Genomic DNA, 18,741 nt, shown 5'->3' on the forward strand with positions numbered 1-18,741 from the left:
AGACCGCCCGATCGATTGGCATGGCACCTCCCACCGCGATGTGGTGCTGATCCCCTGGGGCGAGGTCGACCCCGGTGGCGCGCGCCGCGCGGCCGGCATGTTCGACGCCCAAAGCCGCTTTCTGCCCTATGGCCACTGCTGGCGCTATCCCGGCGGGCCGATCACGGTGCCGCCCATCCCGCCCGAGATTGACGACAAGGTCGAGCGCCTGCAGGGGCGCTGGCTCTTCGGTGGGCTGTTCTACGCGCATTTCGGCCATTTCCTCGTCGAGACGACAACACGCCTTTGGGCCGCACCGCAGATCGCCGATCTGGCGGGGATCGTCTTCTACCCCAAGCAGCGTATGACCCATGAATGGCGTTTCATCCGTGGGTTGGTGCCGTTTTTCGCGCAATGCGGCTTGGGCCATCTCAAGATCCGCGCGCCCCAAAGCCCGGTGTTGATCGACGAGGTGATGACCCCGCCCCCCGGCTTCGGCATGGGCGAGATGATGGCGGGGCGGCCGGAGTATCGCGATTGGGTGCGCGACGCGCTTGGGCGCGATGTCGAACCCTTGGGGGCGGAAAACATCTATGTCTCGCGTGCCCGCCTCCCGTCCAAGCGCGGCGCGATCATGCTCGAGACGCGGTTGGAGGAACTGATGGCGGCGGCGGGCTACACCATCTTTCATCCCCAAGAGATCCCGCTCGAGTTGCAGATCGCGCAATGGAAGGCGGCAAAGCGGATCGTGGGGCTGGACGGCTCGGCTCTGCATCTGGCCGCGATGCTTGCCGGCCCCGACACGCAGGTGGCGCTGATCAATCGCGGCCCGTCGCAGAACATCGATGACTACATGCGCCAGTTCCACCATTTCGCCGGCATCACCCCCGCGCGCATCGAGGCGTTGAGCGGCTTTTACCACCCGCAGGGACGGCGCATCGTCAAGCGCGAGGTCTATGCCACGCTGGATTTTCCCCTTGCCGGTCGGCTGCTTTTGGAGGCGGGTTTCATCGACACGGCTGATGGCTGGCACGACCCGGAGACCGCGCAACTGGCCGCTGCACAGGCCGAGATCGAGGCTGGCCTGTCCCTCGGCCTCGACTTCAAAACGATCGGGGAGTGGGGCTGATGCCCAAAGAATTCGCCTGTGCGCTCACCCATGTCCGGCACGAAGGGTTTTTCCTTGAGAAATGGATCGCCCATTACAGTGCAATCGTCGGGCGCGAGAACCTTTTTATCGTGATCGACGGCGATGACTGGACGCCCTCGGTCGACCTGAACGGCATCACGACCGAAATCCTGCATGACGCGCCACGCCGGCGCATTCAGAACGACCGTTTCATGGCCTCCGAGATGTCGCGCCGGGCTAATACGTTGCGCAAAAGCTATGATTTCGTCATTCGCGGCGATTGCGACGAATACGTCGTCATCGACCCGGAGGCGGGCTTGGATTGGCCGACCGCCTTGCAGGAATTAGGCGAAGAGGGTTATGTCTTCGCCCTTGGCATCGATGTGGTGCATGGCCCGGACGAGAACACGCCGCTTGCCCTCGAGCATCCCTTCATCGGGCCGCGCCGCTTCGGCTATATGGCCGATACCTACACCAAGCCCTTCGTCATCTCGCGTTGGAACAACTGGGCGGGGGGGGCGCATCGGCTGATCAATCGCCCGGTGCGGATGAGCGCACATTTCGTGCTATTCCACATGGCCTTGGCCGATCATCAGGTGGCGCATGACCGTCTGATCGCGCGCGGCGGCACGGCCCAGCATCGCAGCTTCGTGGGCCATCAAACCGATCGGCTGGATGCCATTGTAGCCGCGGGATCGGTGGGCGCTGTCTTGGATTTCGCCGAAGCCAAGGATATCGCCTATCAGCAATTTCCCTATGATTCTGACGGGAGCCCTGCAAAGCGGCCGCGCAAATCAAGCGATCCGCGCGCATTGGAGCAAGGCTTGCCGATCGAGATCCCCGAGCGTTTCATGGGGTTGGTCTAGGCCATGTCCACCCTGCCCCCATTGACCATCATCACCATCGCACGCGAACCCACCGCTGTGCTTGCGCGTTTCCTCGCATGGCATCTGTCGCAAGGTGCCGCGCGGATCATCGTGTTTCTCGACGATCCCGATGACCCGGCGCAAAACAGTCTGGCCGGTGATCCAAGGGTGGTGTTTCGCCCCTGCACCGCGTCGCTTTGGGCGGCGATGGGTGTCGCGCCGCATGCGCGTTTCACCAAACGTCAGCGTGCTGCGATGACGGCGGCCTATCGCGAGGTCGAGACGGGCTGGGTCATGATCCTCGACGCGGATGAGTTGATGTGGTTCGCAGGCCGCGACCTGCCCAGCGGTCTGGCGGAGTTGCCACCCGATACGGCCACCTTGCGCGTGCGTAGCGCCGAGGAGGTGACCCTGCCCGACGGCACGCGCGGCTTTCGCTTGCCGATCCCGCGTGCCGCGGTCGATACGATCTATGGTGACGAGGCGGCGCTGTTTCGGCCGCGCTTTGGGCTGGTCGGCCATCCAGAAGGGAAATCCATCCACCGCGCGGGCCTGCCGGGTGTCCGGCTCAAGCTGCATTGGGCCGTGGATGCCGCAGGCGAGACGGTGCCGGGACCGGTCTGGGGAGCACCCGAACGGGCCTATCTGCTGCATTACTTCGCGCCGGGCTATGCGCGCTGGCGGGCCAAGATGGATTGGCGGGCGGGCGCACATGGGTTTGCCGACCCGCTCAAGATGCGGCTGGTCGAGATCGCAAGCGGCCCCGACCCGGAAAAAGGCTATCACGCGCTTTATGACCGGCTCCATGCATTGAATGCCGCCGAGATGCGCGCCCTCGACGCGCTTGGCGGGCTGTTGCATGAGCGGCCCAACCTGCCGGGGGACGGCTAACAATGGCACGCTTCGGCATCGTCACGATGATGAAGGATGAAGGGCCGCGCATACTGGAATGGCTCGCCTATCATCGGCTGATCGGGGCCGAGGACATCTGGATCTACAGCAATGACTGCCGCGATGGCAGCGATCTTCTGCTCGATCACTTGGCCAAGATGGGGCTGTGTCATCATATCCGCAACGTGGTGCCGCCGGGCAAAAAGCCTCAACCACACGCGCTGAACCGGGCCGGGGCCGACCCGGCGGTGCATGCGCCTGAATGGCTGATCGTGATGGATGCCGATGAATTCCTCCATATCAAAACAGGCGACGGCACGCTTGCAGCGCTCTTGGCGGCCTGCCCGGCCAAGGTGGACGGGATCGCCATGAACTGGCGCATGATGGGTTCGAACGAACAGATCGCTTGGTCGGACGCGTCTTTGATGACGCAATTCACCCGCGGCGCAGATGATGATTTCCGTCGCGGCTGGGGGGTCAAGACGCTGTTCCGGCCCTTTGCGGGGATGAAACTGGGCATTCATCGACCAAGCATGCAAGGCGCGAAACACGATCATGACAAGGCGTGCCGGCTGCTGGACCAGATCTGGGTGAATGGATCAGCGGTGCGGATGCCCCCTTCTTTCATGCGCGATGGGTGGCGCGGATCTGCGGCGACGACGGGATATGCGCTGGCCGAGATCGCGCATTTCGCCGTTCAAAGCCGCGAGGCCTATTTGTTGCGTGGCGACCGCGGCAATGTGAACCTCAAGCCGCAGAAATACGACGCGACCTATTTCGCCATGTTCGACCGCAACGAAAAACCCCATCTGGGGCTTTTGCGCTGGTCGGGCTGGGTTGAGGCCTTGGTCACCGATTGGCTGCAGGACCACGACCTGAAGCGACTGCTTCAATCCTGCCGCGCATGGCACCACGCCCGGCTTTGCGCCTTGCGCGATGCACCGGGTTTCGCGGTGGCGATGGAGAGCTTGGCACGCGCCGCCGCGGTGCCTGTTCACGCGCTCGACAAACTGTTGTTCATCCAACCGCTTTCGCCCGAGGGGAAACGCCGGGTGGCGGCACTGCGCGCGCAAGGCGTGGCTGATGCCCAGATCGCAGAGATCGTGACGCAATCGGTTGCCCAGTTGGAAGCTGCGCGCGATGCCCGCGAGGCCGCGGAGCTGCGCGCCCTCGGGCTGAACCCGCGCGGATTGGGTTAATTGGTTTTGTCTGGCGGGATGAAGGGCAAGGGCATGATCGGGATACCCTCTTCGATCAGCGCGCGCGCCTCGTCCGGGGCGGCCTCGCCATGGATCATGCGTGCTTCGGTTTCATGCAAATGCATCTCGCGCGCCTCGGCGGCGAAGCGGCCACCGACATAGGTCGAGTTGCGCGCCAGATGATCGCGCATCGCGCGCAACATCTCTTCGGTTTTGTTGGCAGGTTCCGACAGGCGCGCGCGTTGCGCTTGCGCGGGGACCGGGGCGACATCGGGTTCGGCCGGGGCATGGTCTTGCGTCGTGACACGCGGCGCCATCAGCGCCTTTTTCACGCCGCCGCCGCCACATTGCGCGCATGACAGCAAGCCGCGCATGGCCAATCCGTCAAACGCATCCGCAGACTGGAACCAGCTTTCGAATTGATGCCCATCGGCGCAGGTGAGGGTGTATCGGATCATGTCGGGGCCAAGATATGCGCCTTTGCGGCGCGATCAAGCGGGGTTTATTTCAATCGCTCAGGGTCGAAACCAAGAAGAATTTGCTTCAACTCCGGCTCATCTACCCGTTGCGACGCCTTCTTGCGGCTCATCCACTTCGTCTTGCGCAGACCCGCCTCGGGAAAGGCGGCGTCTTCATGCGACACTTCGAGTGCGAAGACGACGACGATACAGGGGATCGAGAGATCTTCGTCCAGCCATTTCGAATAGGAATAGAGGCCAAGGACATCGTCATAGAACCTGCCGCGCAAGCCCGCCTCTTCCCATGCTTCTTGCGCGGCTGCCTCGGCCGGGCGCATGCCATCCATGGGCCAGCCCTTGGGGATGATCCAACGCCCGGTATCGCGCGACGAGATCAACAAAACCTCCACCTCGCCCTTTTTCACGCGAAAGGGCAGGGCGGCGAATTGCGTGCGGGTTTCACGCTTGACGGCGGCGGCGATGCGCAAGGGGGCCTGTATCGTGGTGCTTTTGCGGGTCATGATGGATGAGTATCGCATGCCCCTTAAGGCTTTGCAAAGCAAGGCTTGACCCCGCAGCCAAGCGCCATAGGTGAAGGCTACGACAACCCGCGAGGACACGATGCAGCGCCGCGACCTGATCACCGCATTTGCCGCCCTTCCGCTGACGCTTCTGACCCGTCAGGCAGTGGCCGAGGCCGCGTTTCGCTTCGACTCGATCGATGGCGGCAGCTACGCAATGTCGGATTGGCGCGGCCAGCCTGTCTTGGTCGTCAACACCGCCTCCCTATGCGGCTATACCGGCCAGTATGACGAGTTGCAGCGCTTGCACGAGGAATACGGCCCGCGCGGGCTGGTCGTCTTGGCCGTGCCTTCGGATGATTTCAGCCAAGAATTGGCCAATGATGCTGCCGTCGCAGCGTTTTGCGAGTTGAATTTCAACCTGACCCTGCCGATGACCACGATCACGCCCGTGCGGGGGACTAGCGCGCATCCCTTCTACCAATGGCTACGCGCGACCTATGGGTTCGAGCCGGGGTGGAATTTCAACAAGGTGCTGCTCGATGGCGCGGGGCGCATGGTACAAAGCTTCGGCGCGAACACCCGCCCGACAGGCGCCCGGATGCGCCGCGAGATCGAGGCGCTTCTTGGCGCGTGAAAAAGCCGCTTTTCTTCGGATCGGAAATCTATCGCGGGTCAAGCTATGGCGCTTGGCACCCGCTGCGTGTGCCGCGTGTCTCGACCGTGATGGACCTGTCGCGCGCGATGGGTTGGCTTGGGCCTGAGCAATACCGCACCAGCCCCCGTGCCAAAGTGCCGGCGCTGACGCTTTGGCACACCCTCGATTATGTCGAAGCCCTTGCCCGCGCCGAGGCCGAACAGGCGGTGACCGAGGCGGTGCGCGTCCGCCACGGGCTTGGCACGGTGGCAAACCCGGTTTTCGCCCAGATGTATCGCCGCCCCGCCACGGCGGCGGGGGCGTCGCTTCTGGCCGGGGAACTCTTGGCGCAGGGCGGCGTGATCTACCACCCCGGCGGCGGCACCCATCACGGCTTTCCCGACCGCGCGGGCGGGTTTTGCTATCTCAACGATCCGGTACTGGCGATCTTGTCGCTGCGGCGTGCGGGTGCTGCGCGCATCGCTTATGTCGATATCGATGCACATCATTGCGACGGTGTCGAACATGGGCTGGCGGGTGATCCGCAGACATTGCTGATCTCGGTGCATGAGGAAAAGCGCTGGCCCTTTACCGGGGCGCTTGCCGATGACGGCGGCGGCAATTGCCTGAACCTGCCGGTGCCCAAGGGACTGAACGACAGCGAGATGGCCGCGATACGGGATCAGTTGATCCTGCCCGCCGTGGCGGGCTTCGCGCCTGATGCGATCGTGCTGCAATGCGGGGCCGATGCGGTCAGCGAAGACCCGCTGTCGCGCCTGACGCTATCGAACAATGCGCATTGGGAGATCGTGGCTGCCCTGATGGCGCTTGGTTGCCCGCGCCTGTTGGTGCTGGGCGGTGGCGGTTACAATCCTTGGTCGGTCGGGCGGCTTTGGACCGGTGTTTGGGCAACGCTCAACGGCCAGACCATCCCCGATCATCTGCCCGAGGCGGCACAAGCTGTGCTGCGCGGGCTGACATGGGAAAAACCGCCGCAGGCATGGCGCAGCGCACCCGCGCATTGGTTCACCACATTGCGCGACATCCCCCGGCCCGGCCCGATCCGGGCAACCTTGGCCGAGCGGCTGGTCACCCTGTCACAGCGCCCAACGGCACGCGGAAAGATTCCCGAGTAAAAAACTCTGGAATTGACATGTCTGATTCTTTTTGTCAGATTTATCTCATCTTCCCAAGCGCGACCTCGGATCGGAGCCCCGCCATGAGCTATCATGACCAGATCACACCAACCGCAGAGCCCACGCACAGCGTGCCACCCCGCCAGATCGGGCCGGTTTACGATGCGAGGCGCCTTGTCGATACGGCAGGCACGGCCTTGATCGCGCTGGACGACAAGACCTATCAGCTTCGCATCACGCGGGCCGGAAAGCTGATCTTGACCAAGTGACGTCTTGGGCCGCGCCACCGATGCTATTGCCGGGACAAGGGGCCGAATTTGACGTAGGCTACGCACAGCCCCGCCAGATGTCGCGCCCCCCGGCACGATCGGCCCGGCACAGGAGCGATGCCCATTTCCGACCTCATCCAGCTTATCTATTCTTCGCGCCCATTCGGGTATGACGAGGCAACGCTGTCGGGCATCCTTTTGAATGCCCGACAGGGCAATCAACGCGACGGGATCACCGGGGCGCTGATTTGTCGGCGCGACATCTATCTGCAATTGCTCGAGGGGCCAGCGGCAGCGGTGCAGGCGCTCTATGCGCGTATCCGACGCGATGACCGCCATCTTGAGGTCCGCGAGCATGTGAATGAACGCGTCCCTGCCCGGCTTTTCGCGGATTGGGCGATGCTGCACGATCCGGCGCAAAGCCTGATCTGGTCGCCTGATGAGTTGACCGATGACAAGCGCGCAAGTTTGACACCTGCCGAGTTGCGCCGCGTTTTCGAGATGCTGGCCGCTACCACCCAAGCCACGCCCTAATGACCCGAATAATACAAAAAAGGCCCCCGTCACCGGGGGCCTTTTGCTGTGCCTGAACCCGTTGATCAACTGATCTTGGGCAAAAGCTCATCAAGCGACTTTTTCGCGTCACCATAGAACATGCGCGTGTTTTCCTTGAAAAACAGCGGGTTCTCGATGCCGGAATAGCCCGTGCCTTGGCCGCGCTTGGAGACGAAGACCTGCTTGGCTTTCCACACCTCAAGCACCGGCATGCCGGCGATGGGGCTGTTGGGATCGTCTTGCGCAGCGGGGTTCACGATATCGTTCGAGCCGATGACGATCACCACATCGGTCGAGGGGAAATCATCGTTGATCTCGTCCATCTCCAGCACGATGTCATAGGGCACCTTGGCCTCGGCCAGCAGCACGTTCATGTGGCCCGGCAAACGCCCTGCAACAGGGTGGATGGCGAAACGCACTTCCTTGCCTGCCGCGCGTAGCTTGCGGGTCAACTCCGAGACCGATTGCTGCGCTTGCGCCACGGCCATGCCATAGCCCGGCACGATCACCACGCTGTCGGCCTCGTTCAAGGCGGTCGCCACACCATCGGCGTCGATCGCGATCTGCTCGCCCTCGATGGCCTGCTGCTCGCCCTTGGCGCCGCCAAAGCCGCCCAAGATGACGGAGACGAAGCTACGGTTCATGGCCTTGCACATGATGTAAGACAAGATCGCACCGGACGAGCCCACGAGCGCGCCCACAACGATCAGGAGGTCGTTGCCGAGCGAAAAGCCGATCGCCGCCGCAGCCCAGCCGGAATAGCTGTTCAGCATCGAGACCACGACGGGCATGTCGGCGCCGCCGATGCCCATGATCAGGTGGTAGCCGATGAAGAGTGCCAAAAGCGTCAGCACGACCAAGGTCCAGCCGCCCGCGCCACCCAGATACATCGCCGCCAGCACGACAGACGCCGTAGCAGCCCCCGCGTTGAGCATATGTCCGCCGGGCAGCTGCTTGGCCGTGCTATCGACGCGACCCGCCAGCTTGCCATAAGCGATGACAGAACCGGTGAAGGTCACGGCACCGATCCAGATCCCCAAGACCAGTTCGACCCGCAAGATACCGACCTCGACCGCCGTTTTCTTGGCCAACAGGGCCGCGAAATTCGACATCGTACCGATCATCTCGTAGACCGGGGTGGCCAGCGGCCCTTCGGGCTGCGGGAAGGCCATGCCAGCCGTTCTGAGTACTTCGCCCACGCTGACCAATTCGATATGGGCGTTGAAACCCACGAAGACGGCGGCCAGACCGACCAGCGAGTGCATGATCGCCACAAGCTCGGGCATTTGCGTCATCTGCACCTTGGTGGCGAGCTGATAGCCCACGCCCGCACCCGCCGCGATCAAGATCAGCGACATCAGCCACAGACCCGCGCCCGGCCCGATCAAGGTGGCAACCACCGCGATCGCCATGCCCGCAATGCCATACCAGACGGCGCGCTTGGCGCTTTCCTGCCCCGAGAGACCCCCGAGCGACAGGATGAAGAGAACGCCCGCGACCGCGTAGGCCGCAATGGTGAAACCGAAATCCATCTGTTCTACCCCTGCCCGCTCAAGATTTCTGGAACATGGCGAGCATGCGCCGTGTCACGAGGAAGCCGCCGAAGATGTTCACGGAGGCCATGAAGATGCCCAAGGCCGCCAAAAGCGTGATCAAGATCGAACTTGAGCCGATCTGCATCAAGGCACCCAAGATGACGATCGAGGAAATCGCGTTCGTCACAGCCATCAATGGCGTGTGCAGGCTGTGGGCCACGTTCCAGATCACCTGGAAGCCGATGAAGACCGACAGCACGAAAACGATGAAATGCTGCATGAAGCTGGCGGGCGCAATTAGGCCCACGCCCAGCACCAAAGCACCGCCCACGGCCAGAAGCGTGACCTGGTTCTTGGTCTGCGCCTTGAAGGCGGCCACTTCTTGCGCGCGCTTTTCCTCGGGCGTCAGCTCCTTGGGCTTTTCTTTCTTCGAGGCCGCCGCGATGGCCGCCACCTTGGGCGGCGGCGGCGGATAGGTGATCTCGCCTCCAAAAACCGCAGTGGCCCCGCGAATGACGTCATCTTCCATGTTGTGATTGACCGCGCCATCCTTTGCCGGGGTCAAATCCGTCATCATGTGACGAATATTGGTGGAATAGAGCGTCGAGGCCTGTGCCGCCATCCGGCTTGGGAAATCGGTATAGCCGATGATCACCACGCCATTGTCGCTGACCACGCGCTCGTCGGCCTTGGTCAACTCGCAGTTGCCGCCACGCTCGGCGGCCAGATCGATGATGACTGAACCGGGCTTCATCGCCGCGACCATGTCCTTGGTCCAGAGTAGCGGCGCAGGGCGGCCGGGGATCAGGGCGGTCGTGATAACGATATCCATTTCGGGCGCGATCTCGCGGAATTTCGCAAGTTGCTTGGCTTGGAATTCCGGGCTTTGCGGCGGCGCGTAGCCGCCCGTGGCCGCACCATCGGGCAATTCATCGGCCGAAAACTCGAGAAAGACGAATTCCGCACCCATCGATTCGATCTGTTCGGCCACTTCGGGCCGCACGTCGAAGGCATAGGTGATCGCACCCAGCGAGGTCGCCGTGCCGATGGCGGCAAGACCTGCCACACCCGCCCCTACGACCAACACTTTTGCAGGGGGCACCTTGCCCGCCGCCGTCACCTGACCGGTGAAGAAGCGGCCGAAATTGTTGCCCGCCTCAATCACTGCGCGGTAGCCCGCGATATTGGCCATGGACGACAGCGCGTCCATCTTTTGCGCACGCGAGATGCGTGGGACCATGTCCATCGCGATCACATTCGTGCCAGCGGCTTTTGCCGTTTCCATCATCTTTTCGTTCTGGCCGGGCCAGAAGAACGAGATCAAAAGCTGCCCTTCGCGGAAACGCTTGGCCTCGGCGGTGGTCGGCGGGCGCACCTTGGCGACGATATCGGCGGCCTTCCACAGCGCAGGTGCGGTTTTCACCACCTCGACGCCGGCGGCCTGATAGGCGGCATCGGTAAACCCGGCAGCCGCGCCGGCACCGGCCTCGATCACGCAATCATATCCAAGTTTCTGAAGCTGGAGCGCGCTATCGGGGGTCATCGCCACCCGTGCTTCGCCCGGCTCAATTTCCTTCGGAGCGCCTATCTTCACTGTCATCCCCTCTTTGACATGGCCGTGTCTTGCAGCCCCATAGCAACACATCACGCGCTTCACAACCGGGCTACGCGCGACACTTTATTGCGCATACAATGGCATACCGTTTGCGATGGTTACCGCGCCGCGCCGCGCTGCATCAAAAAGCACCATCGCGCCCGTACCGCACAGCAATGCCGATCAGGTCGTCGAAATAAGTGGAAATTCATGCGGGCCAACCCGTGAGGGGGATTTTTCCCTGCCTTGCTGGGGGCTTGGACTGATCCGTATGCGATTGTATCCAGACAAACCCCCAATATCGTTGCATTTTTTTGGTTTACACCAGCGCCACAAAGCTTATCTGAGAATGCACAACTCTCACGGAACAATGCTGATGCTGCTCGAAGATCACCCGCTGCGCTACCGGCTTGCCAATGAGCTGCATGCAAGGCCCTTTCCCGAGATTGCGGCCCCCGCGCAGGCGATCTTCGTCGCGATCAAGCAACCCAAGGATGCCGCCAAGCGCGATCGCGATCTGGACCGGGCGCATTTGCTGGCATTGCTCGACAGGTTCGGGGCCGACCACCCCGCCCCGGATGCGACCCATTTCTTCGGCGATCTGGGCAAGTTCCAGCTGAAATGGGAACAGCACACCGAATTCGTGACCTACACCGCCTTTCTGCCCGCCAATGGCGAGCGCCCCTTCGATCCGGCGGCTTGGGAGGTTTTTCCCGAGGAATGGCTGTCGCGCGCGCCGGGTGTGCGCATCACCTCGGCCCACATCCGCGTGGACCCCGCACCCAGCGACCATGCCGTGATCGCGGGATTGATCAACGACTGGATGGTCCCCGAAAGCCTGGCCGTCAGCCATGTGCTTGACGGCACCGCCGTGATCGCGGGCGATTTCCGCATCGACAGCAACGGCCATATGCGTTTCGCGGTGTTTTGCCAGGCCGATACCGGCAGCCGCCGCATCGGACGGATCGTGCAGCGCATCTGCGAGATCGAGACCTACAAGGCGATGTCGATGCTGGGCCTTCCGCCCTCGCGCGAGATCGCCAATCGCATGGCCGAGATGGACGAAAGCCTTGTGCAGATCGTGGCCGATATGACCGGCGATCTGGCAAAGCCCGAAGAAACCCTGAGCCAGCTTTTGGCGCTTGCCGCCGAATTGGAGCGGCTGCAAACCGAAAGCGCCTTTCGTTTCGGGGCGACCGGCGCCTATGAGGCCTTGGTCAATCAGCGGATCGAGGTCTTGCGCGAAGAGCGTTTCATGGGCCGCCAGACCTTCGGCGAATTCATGATGCGCCGCTATGATCCCGCGATGCGCACCATCAAGGCGACCGAGCGGCGGCTTTTGTCGATGACCGAACGCGCGATCCGGGCAGGGGATTTGCTGCGCACAAGGGTGGATGTCGACCGCTCGGCGCAGAACCAAGCGCTGCTCGAAAGCATGGACAAGCGCGCCGATCTGCAATTGCGGCTGCAAAAGACGGTCGAGGGTCTGTCGGTCGTGGCGATCAGCTATTATGCGGTGAACCTTGTGGTCTATCTGCTCGGGCCACTTGCCGAACCGCTTGCCGTGCCGAAAACATGGCTGACGGCCATGGCCGTGATCCCCGTCGTGCTGGCCGTGTGGTGGACCATCGGCGCGCTTCGGCGGTCGATGGACAAGTAAATGGGGGGTTTCGCCTGCCTTGCAGGCGACCCGTGCGAGAGGGCGCTGCCCCCTCGCGTACCGTATTGTTTTTGAAGCAAAGATGGTGTCAGGGGTTATGTTGGTCGCGCAAGGCGCGCCGCATGATCTTGCCTGTGGCCGTCATCGGCAGGGTTTGCACGCGGATGATCTTGCGCGGCACACAATGGGCCGAGACCTTTTCCCGGACAAGCGCTTGCAGCGCGGTGGTGAGCTGATCGCCACCCGCCCCCGCGCGCAACACCACATGGGCCACGACGATCTCGGTACGGATCGGATCACGCTCGCCCACCACGGCGGCCATGACGACATCGGGATGGGTCATGAGCGCTTGTTCAATCTCGACCGGACCGATGCGATAGCCCGCCGATGTGATGATGTCGTCGTCACGCGCATGGAAGGTGATTTGCCCCGCCGCATCGCGGCTTGCCAGATCACCCGTGCGCAGCCAGCCATCGACGCATTTTTTCGCCGTCGCCTCGGGCTTGTTCCAATAGCGCAGGAACATGACCGGGTCGGGCGCGCGGATGCAGATCTCGCCAACCTCGCCGGTGCCGACCGGACCATTGGCATCGCGCAGGCTGACCTCGTGGCCGGGTACAGGCAGGCCCATCGCGCCTGGGCGGCGCTGCATCGGCCCGCTGACGGCGGCGATGACCAGATTGGCCTCGGTCTGCCCATAGAACTCGTTGATCTGGCAGCCCAAAACGTCATGCCCCCAATCGAGCAGATCTGCGCCCAACGCCTCGCCGCCCGATCCGATGGCGCGCAGCGAAAGGCCCTTGGGGCGCGGGGCCGAGCGCATCAGGCGCAAGGCGGTCGGCGGGATGAAGGCATTGGTCACGCCTTCCTCGGCCATGAGGCGAAAGGCTGCCTCGGGGTCGAACTTGGCCGCGCGGTGGGCCACCAGCGGCACGCCGTAATAAAGGCAAGGCATGGCCATATCCATCAGCCCGCCGATCCAGGCCCAATCCGCAGGCGTCCAGCCGATATCGCCCGGCTGCGGGAAGAAATCTTGGGATAGCTCCATGCAGGGCAGATGGCCGAGCAAAAAGCGATGCGCATGCAACACCCCCTTGGGATCGCCCGTGGTGCCGGAGGTGTAGATCATCATCGCAGGGTCATCGGCGGTGGTGGCGAGCGGGCGATGGTCTGCGGGCCCTGCGATCATGGCCGCGAAGGACAAGACGGGCGCGCGCGCCGGGCCGGTGGTGATGATGGTCGTGAGCGCGGGCAGATCGGGAGCCAGCGCCATGATCCGCGCGAGCCCCTCGGCATCGGTGACGATGGCCTTGGCACCGGAATCGCGCAGCCGGTAGGCCAGCGCGTCATGCCCGAACAAGGTAAAGAGCGGCAAGGAAATCGCGGCACGCTTCATCGCCGCGAAATGGGTGATCAATGCGGCGGGATGCTGGGGCAAGAAGACGGCGACCCTGTCGCCACGCCCGATACCTTTCGCGGCCAATCCCGCCGCTAGCGCATCGGAGGCGCGCTTGAGTTGCCCATATCGCCACAAAACGGTGCCGGCTTGCGGGTCGCGGTGGATGATCGCGACCTTGTCGGGTTCTGCCGCAGCCCAGCTATCGCAGCACAGATGCGCGATGTTGAGCGTTTCGGGCACGGCCCAGCGAAAGCCGCGCCTCAACCCCTCCCAATCGGCACGCTGCTTGAACAGGCGCCGGTCGGGCAGATCAGGCATCGCCGATGACGGTGAGCGTGGACAGCGCGGTCAGTTGCAGACCCAAGGCCGTGAAACCCGCCAGCGAAAGGCGCGATCCCGAGCCGCGCGCGCCGCCGGTGGGGCGAAGCTCCACCGCGATCTGGCGGCCATTCTCGGCGACGATGCGCCCGGTCATGGGCGCGTTGACCAAAGGCGTCTCAAGCCAGAGGCCCGGGATGGTCGCATCGCCCAAGGATGTAACGCTGAAGCCCAAGAAACGGCCCTCGGCTTGGGGCTGCTCGGCGATCGGCACTTCGGCACTGCTGAGCGATTGATCGGTGGCCGTATCCACGGTGGTCGGGCCACCGGCGGGCGGTGTCTCGATGGTCAAGGGCGCGTCGGCGGTGCGATCGACGACGCCACAGGCAGCCAGCGAGAGGGCGAGAAACGGGGCGAGCAATGGGGCGACGGTCATGTTCATGTGCGCAAACTAGGAGCTTTCACGACCAGCTTCAACAGATGTTGCAAGCTCTCTTGCTCCTGCGCGATGGGCCGCATAGTTTGCCATCATGAACGATATACTGCCCGCCATACCGCCATTGATCGACCCCTTCGCACGCGCGATCAGCTATCTGCGCGTCTCGGTCACGGATCGTTGTGATTTCCGCTGCGTCTATTGCATGTCGGAAAGCATGACCTTCCTGCCCAAGAAGGAGCTTTTGACGCTGGAAGAGTTGGACCGCCTGTGTTCGGCCTTTGTGCGCATGGGGGTGGAAAAGCTGCGTATCACCGGCGGTGAGCCTTTGGTACGGCGCGATATCATGACGTTTTTCCGCGCCATGACGCGGCATCTGGACAGCGGCGCGCTGAAGGAGTTGACGCTGACCACCAATGGCAGCCAGTTGGCGCGCTTTGCGGGTGAGCTTTTTGATACGGGTGTGCGGCGGATCAATGTCTCGCTCGACACGCTCGACGAGAAGAAATTTGCCGACATCACGCGTTGGGGCCGCTTGGCCCAAGTGCTCGACGGGATCGACGCCGCGCAAAAGGTGGGCCTCAAGGTCAAGATCAACGCGGTGGCACTCAAAGGCTTCAACGAGGATGAGTTGTTCGCCCTGCAGGGCTGGTGCGCCACGCGCGGCATGGACCTGACCTTTATCGAGGTCATGCCGATGGGCGATCTGGGCAATGAGGACCGGCTGGATCAATACTGGTCGCTGAAAGATTTGCGCGCGCGGCTGGGCGAGCGGTTCACGCTCACCGATCTGGCCGAGCGCACGGGTGGCCCCGCCCGCTATGTGCGGCTGGAGGAGACGGGACAAAAGATCGGCTTCATCACGCCGCTCACGCATAATTTCTGCGAAAGCTGCAACCGGGTGCGACTGACTTGCACGGGCGAGTTGTACATGTGCTTGGGCCAAGAAGACATGGCCGATCTGCGCGCGCCCTTGCGCGCCTCGGACAACGACGCGGTGTTGGAGGACGCGATCCGCGCGGCCATCGCACGCAAACCCAAGGGCCATGATTTCGACTATTCGCGGCAAGTCGTGGGCGGGCAAATGACACGGCATATGAGCCATACCGGCGGCTGAGACGCGATCACGGCGCAAGATCGGCACTGATCACCCTTGCATCGCCCGCCAGCAGAACCAACGCGCCCTCATCTGTCATGTCGAACCGCGTCACCCGTGCCAGCGCGTCGAAAAGGCGGGCCTCTTGGTCCATGAGCGCGGGGGCGCAGGCCATGCGCGTGGCGCCGACCGGGCCGATGACCAGCCCTTCGCCCGTCAGCTGGTAGCTGGCCAACCAGCCATTGCAGCCGCCCTGCCCCGTGGCCTTGCCCTGCGTGTCAAAGCGCAGCTCAAGCAGCACCTCGGCCATGACCGGCGCGCCGTCGATCTCGGTGATCCGCCATGTGGTCGCCGTCAACAGATCGGCTGGCGCGCCACCGCAGCCGGTGAGCCAATCCTTGCCCAGCGCAAGGGTGACTGTTTCAGGGTGGGGCATGCCGCTCATGGTGTCACGGCAAAGCGCGGGGTTGCGGGTCAGGATGGCATCGCGCGCATGGGCCGGGTCAACGGCGGTGATGCGCGCGCCATCCCCGTCGCGCTCTTCCGCCACGATCGCGAGCGTCAGATCGGGCAGGCCCAGACGGGTGATCCGCATCTGGTCGGCCTCCAGCGTGACTGACCAGAAGGGTTCGTTCCCGCCGCCCTGCCACGCCAATCCTGCTTGTGGCAGCAACAGGGTGCAGAGCAAGGCAATGTGGCGACGCATGATACCCACTTCCAGAAACAAACCAGATCAAGCGTAGCCGAGCTTGCCCACCCCGTCAGCAGGCAATCGGTTCACACCGCGCTTGTCACGCCGCAGGCAACCGCCGCTCCACGATTTCGGCCCACCAGCTACAGCCTGCCGGGATCGCCTCGTCGTTGAAGTTGTATTTGGGGTGGTGGACATTGGCGGTATCGCCGTTGCCCACGAGGATATAAGCACCGGGGCGGACGTTCGACATGAAGGCGAAATCCTCGCCCCCCATGACCAAGGGCGCCTCGGCGCAATCGCCCGAAACGGCGCGTGCGACATCGGCGGCGAATTCGGTCTGGGCGTCGGAATTGATCATCACCGGATAGCCGCGCCGGTAATCGACGCGCGCGGAGCCGCCGAAGGTGGCGGCTGTCCCCTCGGCAATCGCCTTCAGCCGTTCCTCGGCCATGTCCTGAATGCCCGCATCCAGCGTGCGCACCGTGCCCTTGAGATGGACGGTTTCGGGGATGACGTTGTAGGCGGTCGATCCCGTCTCGAAGCTGGTGACCGAGACCACCACCTGTTTCACCGGGTCGGCGTTGCGGCTGGCGATGGTCTGCAGCGCCAGCACGATATGCGAGCCGATGACCGTGGTATCGAGCGTGTCATGCGGCTTGGCCGCATGGCCGCCGCGACCCGTGACATAGATGTCGAACTGATCGGCGGCAGCAAAGAACGGGCCCGAGCGGATGGCGAATTGCCCGGTCGGCACGCCCGGCCAATTGTGCATCCCGTAGACCTCGGCGATGTTCCAGCGATCCATCATCCCGTCATCGACCATCTCGCGGCCCCCGCCGCCGCCCTCTTCGGCGGGCTGGAAGATCACCGCGACGGTGCCGTCGAAATTGCGCGTCTCGGCCAGATATTTGGCGGCGCCAAGCAGCATCGCCGTATGCCCGTCATGGCCACAGGCATGCATCGCGCCCGGTGTCTTGGAGGCATAGTCGAGCCCAGTTTCCTCGTGGATGGGCAGCGCGTCCATATCCGCGCGCAGCCCGATGGTGCGGCCCGATTTGTTCGACTTGCCCTTGATGATGCCCACGACCCCGGTGCGCCCGATGCCGGTCACCACTTCGTCACAGCCGAAGTCCTTGAGCTTTTCGGCCACGATCGCAGAGGTGCGATGGGTGTCGAACAGGATCTCGGGGTTCTCGTGCAGATCGCGCCGCCATGCGGTGATCTCGGGCAGGAGTTCTGCGAAACGGTTCTTGACGGGCATCTTGGTCTCTCCTTTTCAAAGGTCAGGCGGTCGGCAATCGTCGCTCGACCAGTTCGGCGAAGAAACTGCATCCAAAGGGGATGGCCTCGTCGTCGAACCTGTATTTCGGGTGATGGCACATGGGCGTGTCGCCATTGCCCATGAAGACATAGGCGCCGGGAACACGCTCCAGCATATAGCTGAAATCCTCGGACGGCATGATCGGGTCGGCATCGTCGATCACGTTATGGCCAACGGCACGGGCGGCATCGACAGCGCGCGCGGCCCCCTCTGCATCGTTGATCGTGACCGGATAGCCGGGGTCCCAGATGACCTTGGCCTGCGCATCGAAGGCTGCGGCGGTGTTCTCGGCCACTTGCCGGATGCGGGCCTCGGCGATGGCGCGATATTCGGGGTCGAGCGTGCGGACCGTCCCCTTCATCCGCGCCTCATCGGGGATGATATTCGAGGCAACGCTGTCGGTCGAAAAGGTGCCGACAGTCAGGACCACACGCTTGAGGGGATCGACATTGCGCGACACGATGGAATGCAGCGCGATCAGGATATGGGCGGCCACCAGCGTGGTGTCGATGGCGCGGTGCGGTTCGGCGGCATGCCCCCCCTTGCCCGTCACGATGATCTCGAAATCATCCGAACTGGCCTGAAGCGGACCGGGGCGGGTGACGAAGGTGCCGACAGGAATACCCGGTGCATTGTGGATGCCGTAAACCTCATCAACCGGGAAACGGTCGAACAGGCCATCATCGATCATCGCCTTGGCCCCTGCGCCCCCCTCCTCCGCCGGTTGGAAGATCACGACCACGGTGCCATCGAAATTGCGCGTCTCGGAGAGATATTTGGCGGCCCCCAGCAACATGGAGGTATGCCCGTCATGGCCGCAGGCATGCATCTTGCCCGGAACCTTGGAGGCATAGGGCAACCCCGTCGCCTCTTCGATGGGCAGCGCGTCCATATCGGCACGTAAGCCGATGGCGCGCTTTGACGTCCCCTGCCCCCGAATGATGCCGACGACGCCGGTGCGCCCCACGCCCTCGACCACCTCATCCACGCCGAATTCGCGCAGGCGCGCGGCGACGAAGCTTGCTGTTTCATGCACCTCGTAGAGCAG

Annotated in this window: 19 protein-coding genes; 10 read left to right on the forward strand and 9 right to left on the reverse strand. The window is 63.3% G+C overall.

Annotation, left to right across the window (positions count from 1 at the left end; genetic code table 11):
• The 4 genes from ACTG4J_RS08340 to ACTG4J_RS08355 form a co-directional block, all read left to right on the forward strand.
• A partial coding sequence (locus ACTG4J_RS08340; RefSeq protein WP_439138653.1) for a glycosyltransferase family 61 protein occupies nucleotides 1-1,108 on the forward strand: 1,108 nt, incomplete at its 5' end.
• On the forward strand, nucleotides 1,108-1,974 hold the full coding sequence (locus ACTG4J_RS08345) for a hypothetical protein (protein WP_439138654.1): 867 nt from the start codon (nucleotides 1,108-1,110) through the stop codon (nucleotides 1,972-1,974). The genes ACTG4J_RS08340 and ACTG4J_RS08345, both read left to right, overlap by 1 nt.
• Nucleotides 1,975-1,977: 3 nt before the next feature.
• The gene (locus ACTG4J_RS08350; protein ID WP_439138656.1) at nucleotides 1,978-2,865 is read left to right on the forward strand and encodes a glycosyltransferase family 2 protein; all 888 of its coding nucleotides are present in this window, start codon (nucleotides 1,978-1,980) and stop codon (nucleotides 2,863-2,865) included.
• A gap of 2 nt (nucleotides 2,866-2,867) precedes the next feature.
• A complete protein-coding gene (locus ACTG4J_RS08355; protein WP_439138658.1) occupies nucleotides 2,868-4,064 on the forward strand; it encodes a glycosyltransferase family 2 protein in 1,197 nt (398 codons plus the stop codon).
• Here ACTG4J_RS08355 and ACTG4J_RS08360 read toward each other — a convergent pair.
• Both ACTG4J_RS08360 and ACTG4J_RS08365 read right to left on the reverse strand, forming a co-directional pair.
• Nucleotides 4,061-4,522, reverse strand: coding sequence for a DUF1178 family protein (locus ACTG4J_RS08360; RefSeq protein WP_439138660.1), 462 nt, complete (start codon nucleotides 4,520-4,522; stop codon nucleotides 4,061-4,063). The two genes, ACTG4J_RS08355 and ACTG4J_RS08360, sit on opposite strands and share 4 nt — an antisense overlap.
• Before the next feature lie 44 nt (nucleotides 4,523-4,566).
• Nucleotides 4,567-5,061, reverse strand: a complete 495-nt coding sequence (locus ACTG4J_RS08365; RefSeq protein WP_439138661.1) for an NUDIX hydrolase — start codon at nucleotides 5,059-5,061, stop codon at nucleotides 4,567-4,569.
• A gap of 52 nt (nucleotides 5,062-5,113) precedes the next feature.
• On the opposite strand from ACTG4J_RS08365, the gene ACTG4J_RS08370 reads away from it, so the two are divergent.
• The 4 genes from ACTG4J_RS08370 (at nucleotide 5,114) to ACTG4J_RS08385 (ending at nucleotide 7,619) form a co-directional block, all read left to right on the forward strand.
• Entirely contained in the window at nucleotides 5,114-5,680 is a 567-nt protein-coding gene (locus tag ACTG4J_RS08370; protein ID WP_439138663.1) for a glutathione peroxidase, read from the forward strand.
• Nucleotides 5,677-6,816, forward strand: a complete 1,140-nt coding sequence (locus ACTG4J_RS08375; RefSeq protein ID WP_439138665.1) for an acetoin utilization protein AcuC — start codon at nucleotides 5,677-5,679, stop codon at nucleotides 6,814-6,816. The genes ACTG4J_RS08370 and ACTG4J_RS08375 overlap by 4 nt, the downstream gene beginning before the upstream one ends.
• 83 nt (nucleotides 6,817-6,899) lie before the next feature.
• The gene (gene hemP, locus ACTG4J_RS08380; protein WP_439138667.1) at nucleotides 6,900-7,085 is read left to right on the forward strand and encodes a hemin uptake protein HemP; all 186 of its coding nucleotides are present in this window, start codon (nucleotides 6,900-6,902) and stop codon (nucleotides 7,083-7,085) included.
• A 117-nt stretch (nucleotides 7,086-7,202) separates the two neighbouring features.
• Nucleotides 7,203-7,619, forward strand: a complete 417-nt coding sequence (locus ACTG4J_RS08385; protein WP_439138669.1) for a BLUF domain-containing protein — start codon at nucleotides 7,203-7,205, stop codon at nucleotides 7,617-7,619.
• Nucleotides 7,620-7,684: 65 nt separating this feature from the next.
• Here the strand turns inward: ACTG4J_RS08385 and ACTG4J_RS08390 are convergent, their stop codons facing one another.
• Together ACTG4J_RS08390 and ACTG4J_RS08395 are read right to left on the reverse strand one after the other, a co-directional pair.
• Nucleotides 7,685-9,172, reverse strand: coding sequence for an NAD(P)(+) transhydrogenase (Re/Si-specific) subunit beta (locus ACTG4J_RS08390; RefSeq protein ID WP_439138670.1), 1,488 nt, complete (start codon nucleotides 9,170-9,172; stop codon nucleotides 7,685-7,687).
• A 19-nt stretch (nucleotides 9,173-9,191) separates the two neighbouring features.
• Nucleotides 9,192-10,769, reverse strand: coding sequence for a Re/Si-specific NAD(P)(+) transhydrogenase subunit alpha (locus ACTG4J_RS08395; RefSeq protein WP_439138682.1), 1,578 nt, complete (start codon nucleotides 10,767-10,769; stop codon nucleotides 9,192-9,194).
• Between the two features lie 376 nt (nucleotides 10,770-11,145).
• On the opposite strand from ACTG4J_RS08395, the gene ACTG4J_RS08400 reads away from it, so the two are divergent.
• Nucleotides 11,146-12,429: a DUF3422 family protein gene (locus ACTG4J_RS08400; protein WP_439138671.1), complete on the forward strand. Its 1,284-nt coding sequence runs from the start codon at nucleotides 11,146-11,148 to the stop codon at nucleotides 12,427-12,429.
• A gap of 88 nt (nucleotides 12,430-12,517) precedes the next feature.
• Here the strand turns inward: ACTG4J_RS08400 and ACTG4J_RS08405 are convergent, their stop codons facing one another.
• Nucleotides 12,518-14,146: an AMP-binding protein gene (locus ACTG4J_RS08405; RefSeq protein ID WP_439138673.1), complete on the reverse strand. Its 1,629-nt coding sequence runs from the start codon at nucleotides 14,144-14,146 to the stop codon at nucleotides 12,518-12,520.
• A complete protein-coding gene (locus tag ACTG4J_RS08410; protein WP_439138675.1) occupies nucleotides 14,139-14,588 on the reverse strand; it encodes a hypothetical protein in 450 nt (149 codons plus the stop codon). Before ACTG4J_RS08410 ends, ACTG4J_RS08405 begins: the two co-directional genes overlap by 8 nt.
• A gap of 88 nt (nucleotides 14,589-14,676) precedes the next feature.
• Between ACTG4J_RS08410 and moaA the strand changes: the two genes are divergently transcribed.
• On the forward strand, nucleotides 14,677-15,699 hold the full coding sequence (moaA, locus tag ACTG4J_RS08415; protein WP_439138676.1) for a GTP 3',8-cyclase MoaA: 1,023 nt from the start codon (nucleotides 14,677-14,679) through the stop codon (nucleotides 15,697-15,699).
• Between the two features lie 7 nt (nucleotides 15,700-15,706).
• Here moaA and ACTG4J_RS08420 read toward each other — a convergent pair whose 3' ends face one another.
• The 3 genes from ACTG4J_RS08420 to ACTG4J_RS08430 all read right to left on the reverse strand — a co-directional run.
• On the reverse strand, nucleotides 15,707-16,384 hold the full coding sequence (locus ACTG4J_RS08420; protein WP_439138678.1) for an META domain-containing protein: 678 nt from the start codon (nucleotides 16,382-16,384) through the stop codon (nucleotides 15,707-15,709).
• An 85-nt stretch (nucleotides 16,385-16,469) separates the two neighbouring features.
• Nucleotides 16,470-17,633 carry a M20 aminoacylase family protein gene (locus tag ACTG4J_RS08425; RefSeq protein WP_439138680.1) on the reverse strand — a complete coding sequence of 388 codons (1,164 nt, stop codon included), beginning with the start codon at nucleotides 17,631-17,633 and terminating at the stop codon, nucleotides 16,470-16,472.
• A 22-nt stretch (nucleotides 17,634-17,655) separates the two neighbouring features.
• Nucleotides 17,656-18,741 (reverse strand): M20 aminoacylase family protein (locus ACTG4J_RS08430; protein ID WP_439138681.1); only part of this gene is annotated, 1,086 nt, incomplete at its 5' end.

This window comes from Roseicyclus sp. (genome assembly GCF_965662675.1).
GTDB lineage: Bacteria > Pseudomonadota > Alphaproteobacteria > Rhodobacterales > Rhodobacteraceae > Roseicyclus.

Coding starts and splice junctions, on each gene's coding strand:
- ACTG4J_RS08345 (WP_439138654.1), top strand. CDS start 1,108: ATGCCCAAAGAATTCGCCTGTGCGCTCACCCATGTCCGGCACGAAGGG.
- ACTG4J_RS08350 (WP_439138656.1), top strand. CDS start 1,978: ATGTCCACCCTGCCCCCATTGACCATCATCACCATCGCACGCGAACCC.
- ACTG4J_RS08355 (WP_439138658.1), top strand. CDS start 2,868: ATGGCACGCTTCGGCATCGTCACGATGATGAAGGATGAAGGGCCGCGC.
- ACTG4J_RS08360 (WP_439138660.1), bottom strand. CDS start 4,522: ATGATCCGATACACCCTCACCTGCGCCGATGGGCATCAATTCGAAAGC.
- ACTG4J_RS08365 (WP_439138661.1), bottom strand. CDS start 5,061: ATGCGATACTCATCCATCATGACCCGCAAAAGCACCACGATACAGGCC.
- hemP (WP_439138667.1), top strand. CDS start 6,900: ATGAGCTATCATGACCAGATCACACCAACCGCAGAGCCCACGCACAGC.
- ACTG4J_RS08385 (WP_439138669.1), top strand. CDS start 7,203: ATGCCCATTTCCGACCTCATCCAGCTTATCTATTCTTCGCGCCCATTC.
- ACTG4J_RS08390 (WP_439138670.1), bottom strand. CDS start 9,172: ATGGATTTCGGTTTCACCATTGCGGCCTACGCGGTCGCGGGCGTTCTC.
- ACTG4J_RS08400 (WP_439138671.1), top strand. CDS start 11,146: ATGCTGCTCGAAGATCACCCGCTGCGCTACCGGCTTGCCAATGAGCTG.
- ACTG4J_RS08405 (WP_439138673.1), bottom strand. CDS start 14,146: ATGCCTGATCTGCCCGACCGGCGCCTGTTCAAGCAGCGTGCCGATTGG.
- ACTG4J_RS08410 (WP_439138675.1), bottom strand. CDS start 14,588: ATGAACATGACCGTCGCCCCATTGCTCGCCCCGTTTCTCGCCCTCTCG.
- moaA (WP_439138676.1), top strand. CDS start 14,677: ATGAACGATATACTGCCCGCCATACCGCCATTGATCGACCCCTTCGCA.
- ACTG4J_RS08420 (WP_439138678.1), bottom strand. CDS start 16,384: ATGCGTCGCCACATTGCCTTGCTCTGCACCCTGTTGCTGCCACAAGCA.
- ACTG4J_RS08425 (WP_439138680.1), bottom strand. CDS start 17,633: ATGCCCGTCAAGAACCGTTTCGCAGAACTCCTGCCCGAGATCACCGCA.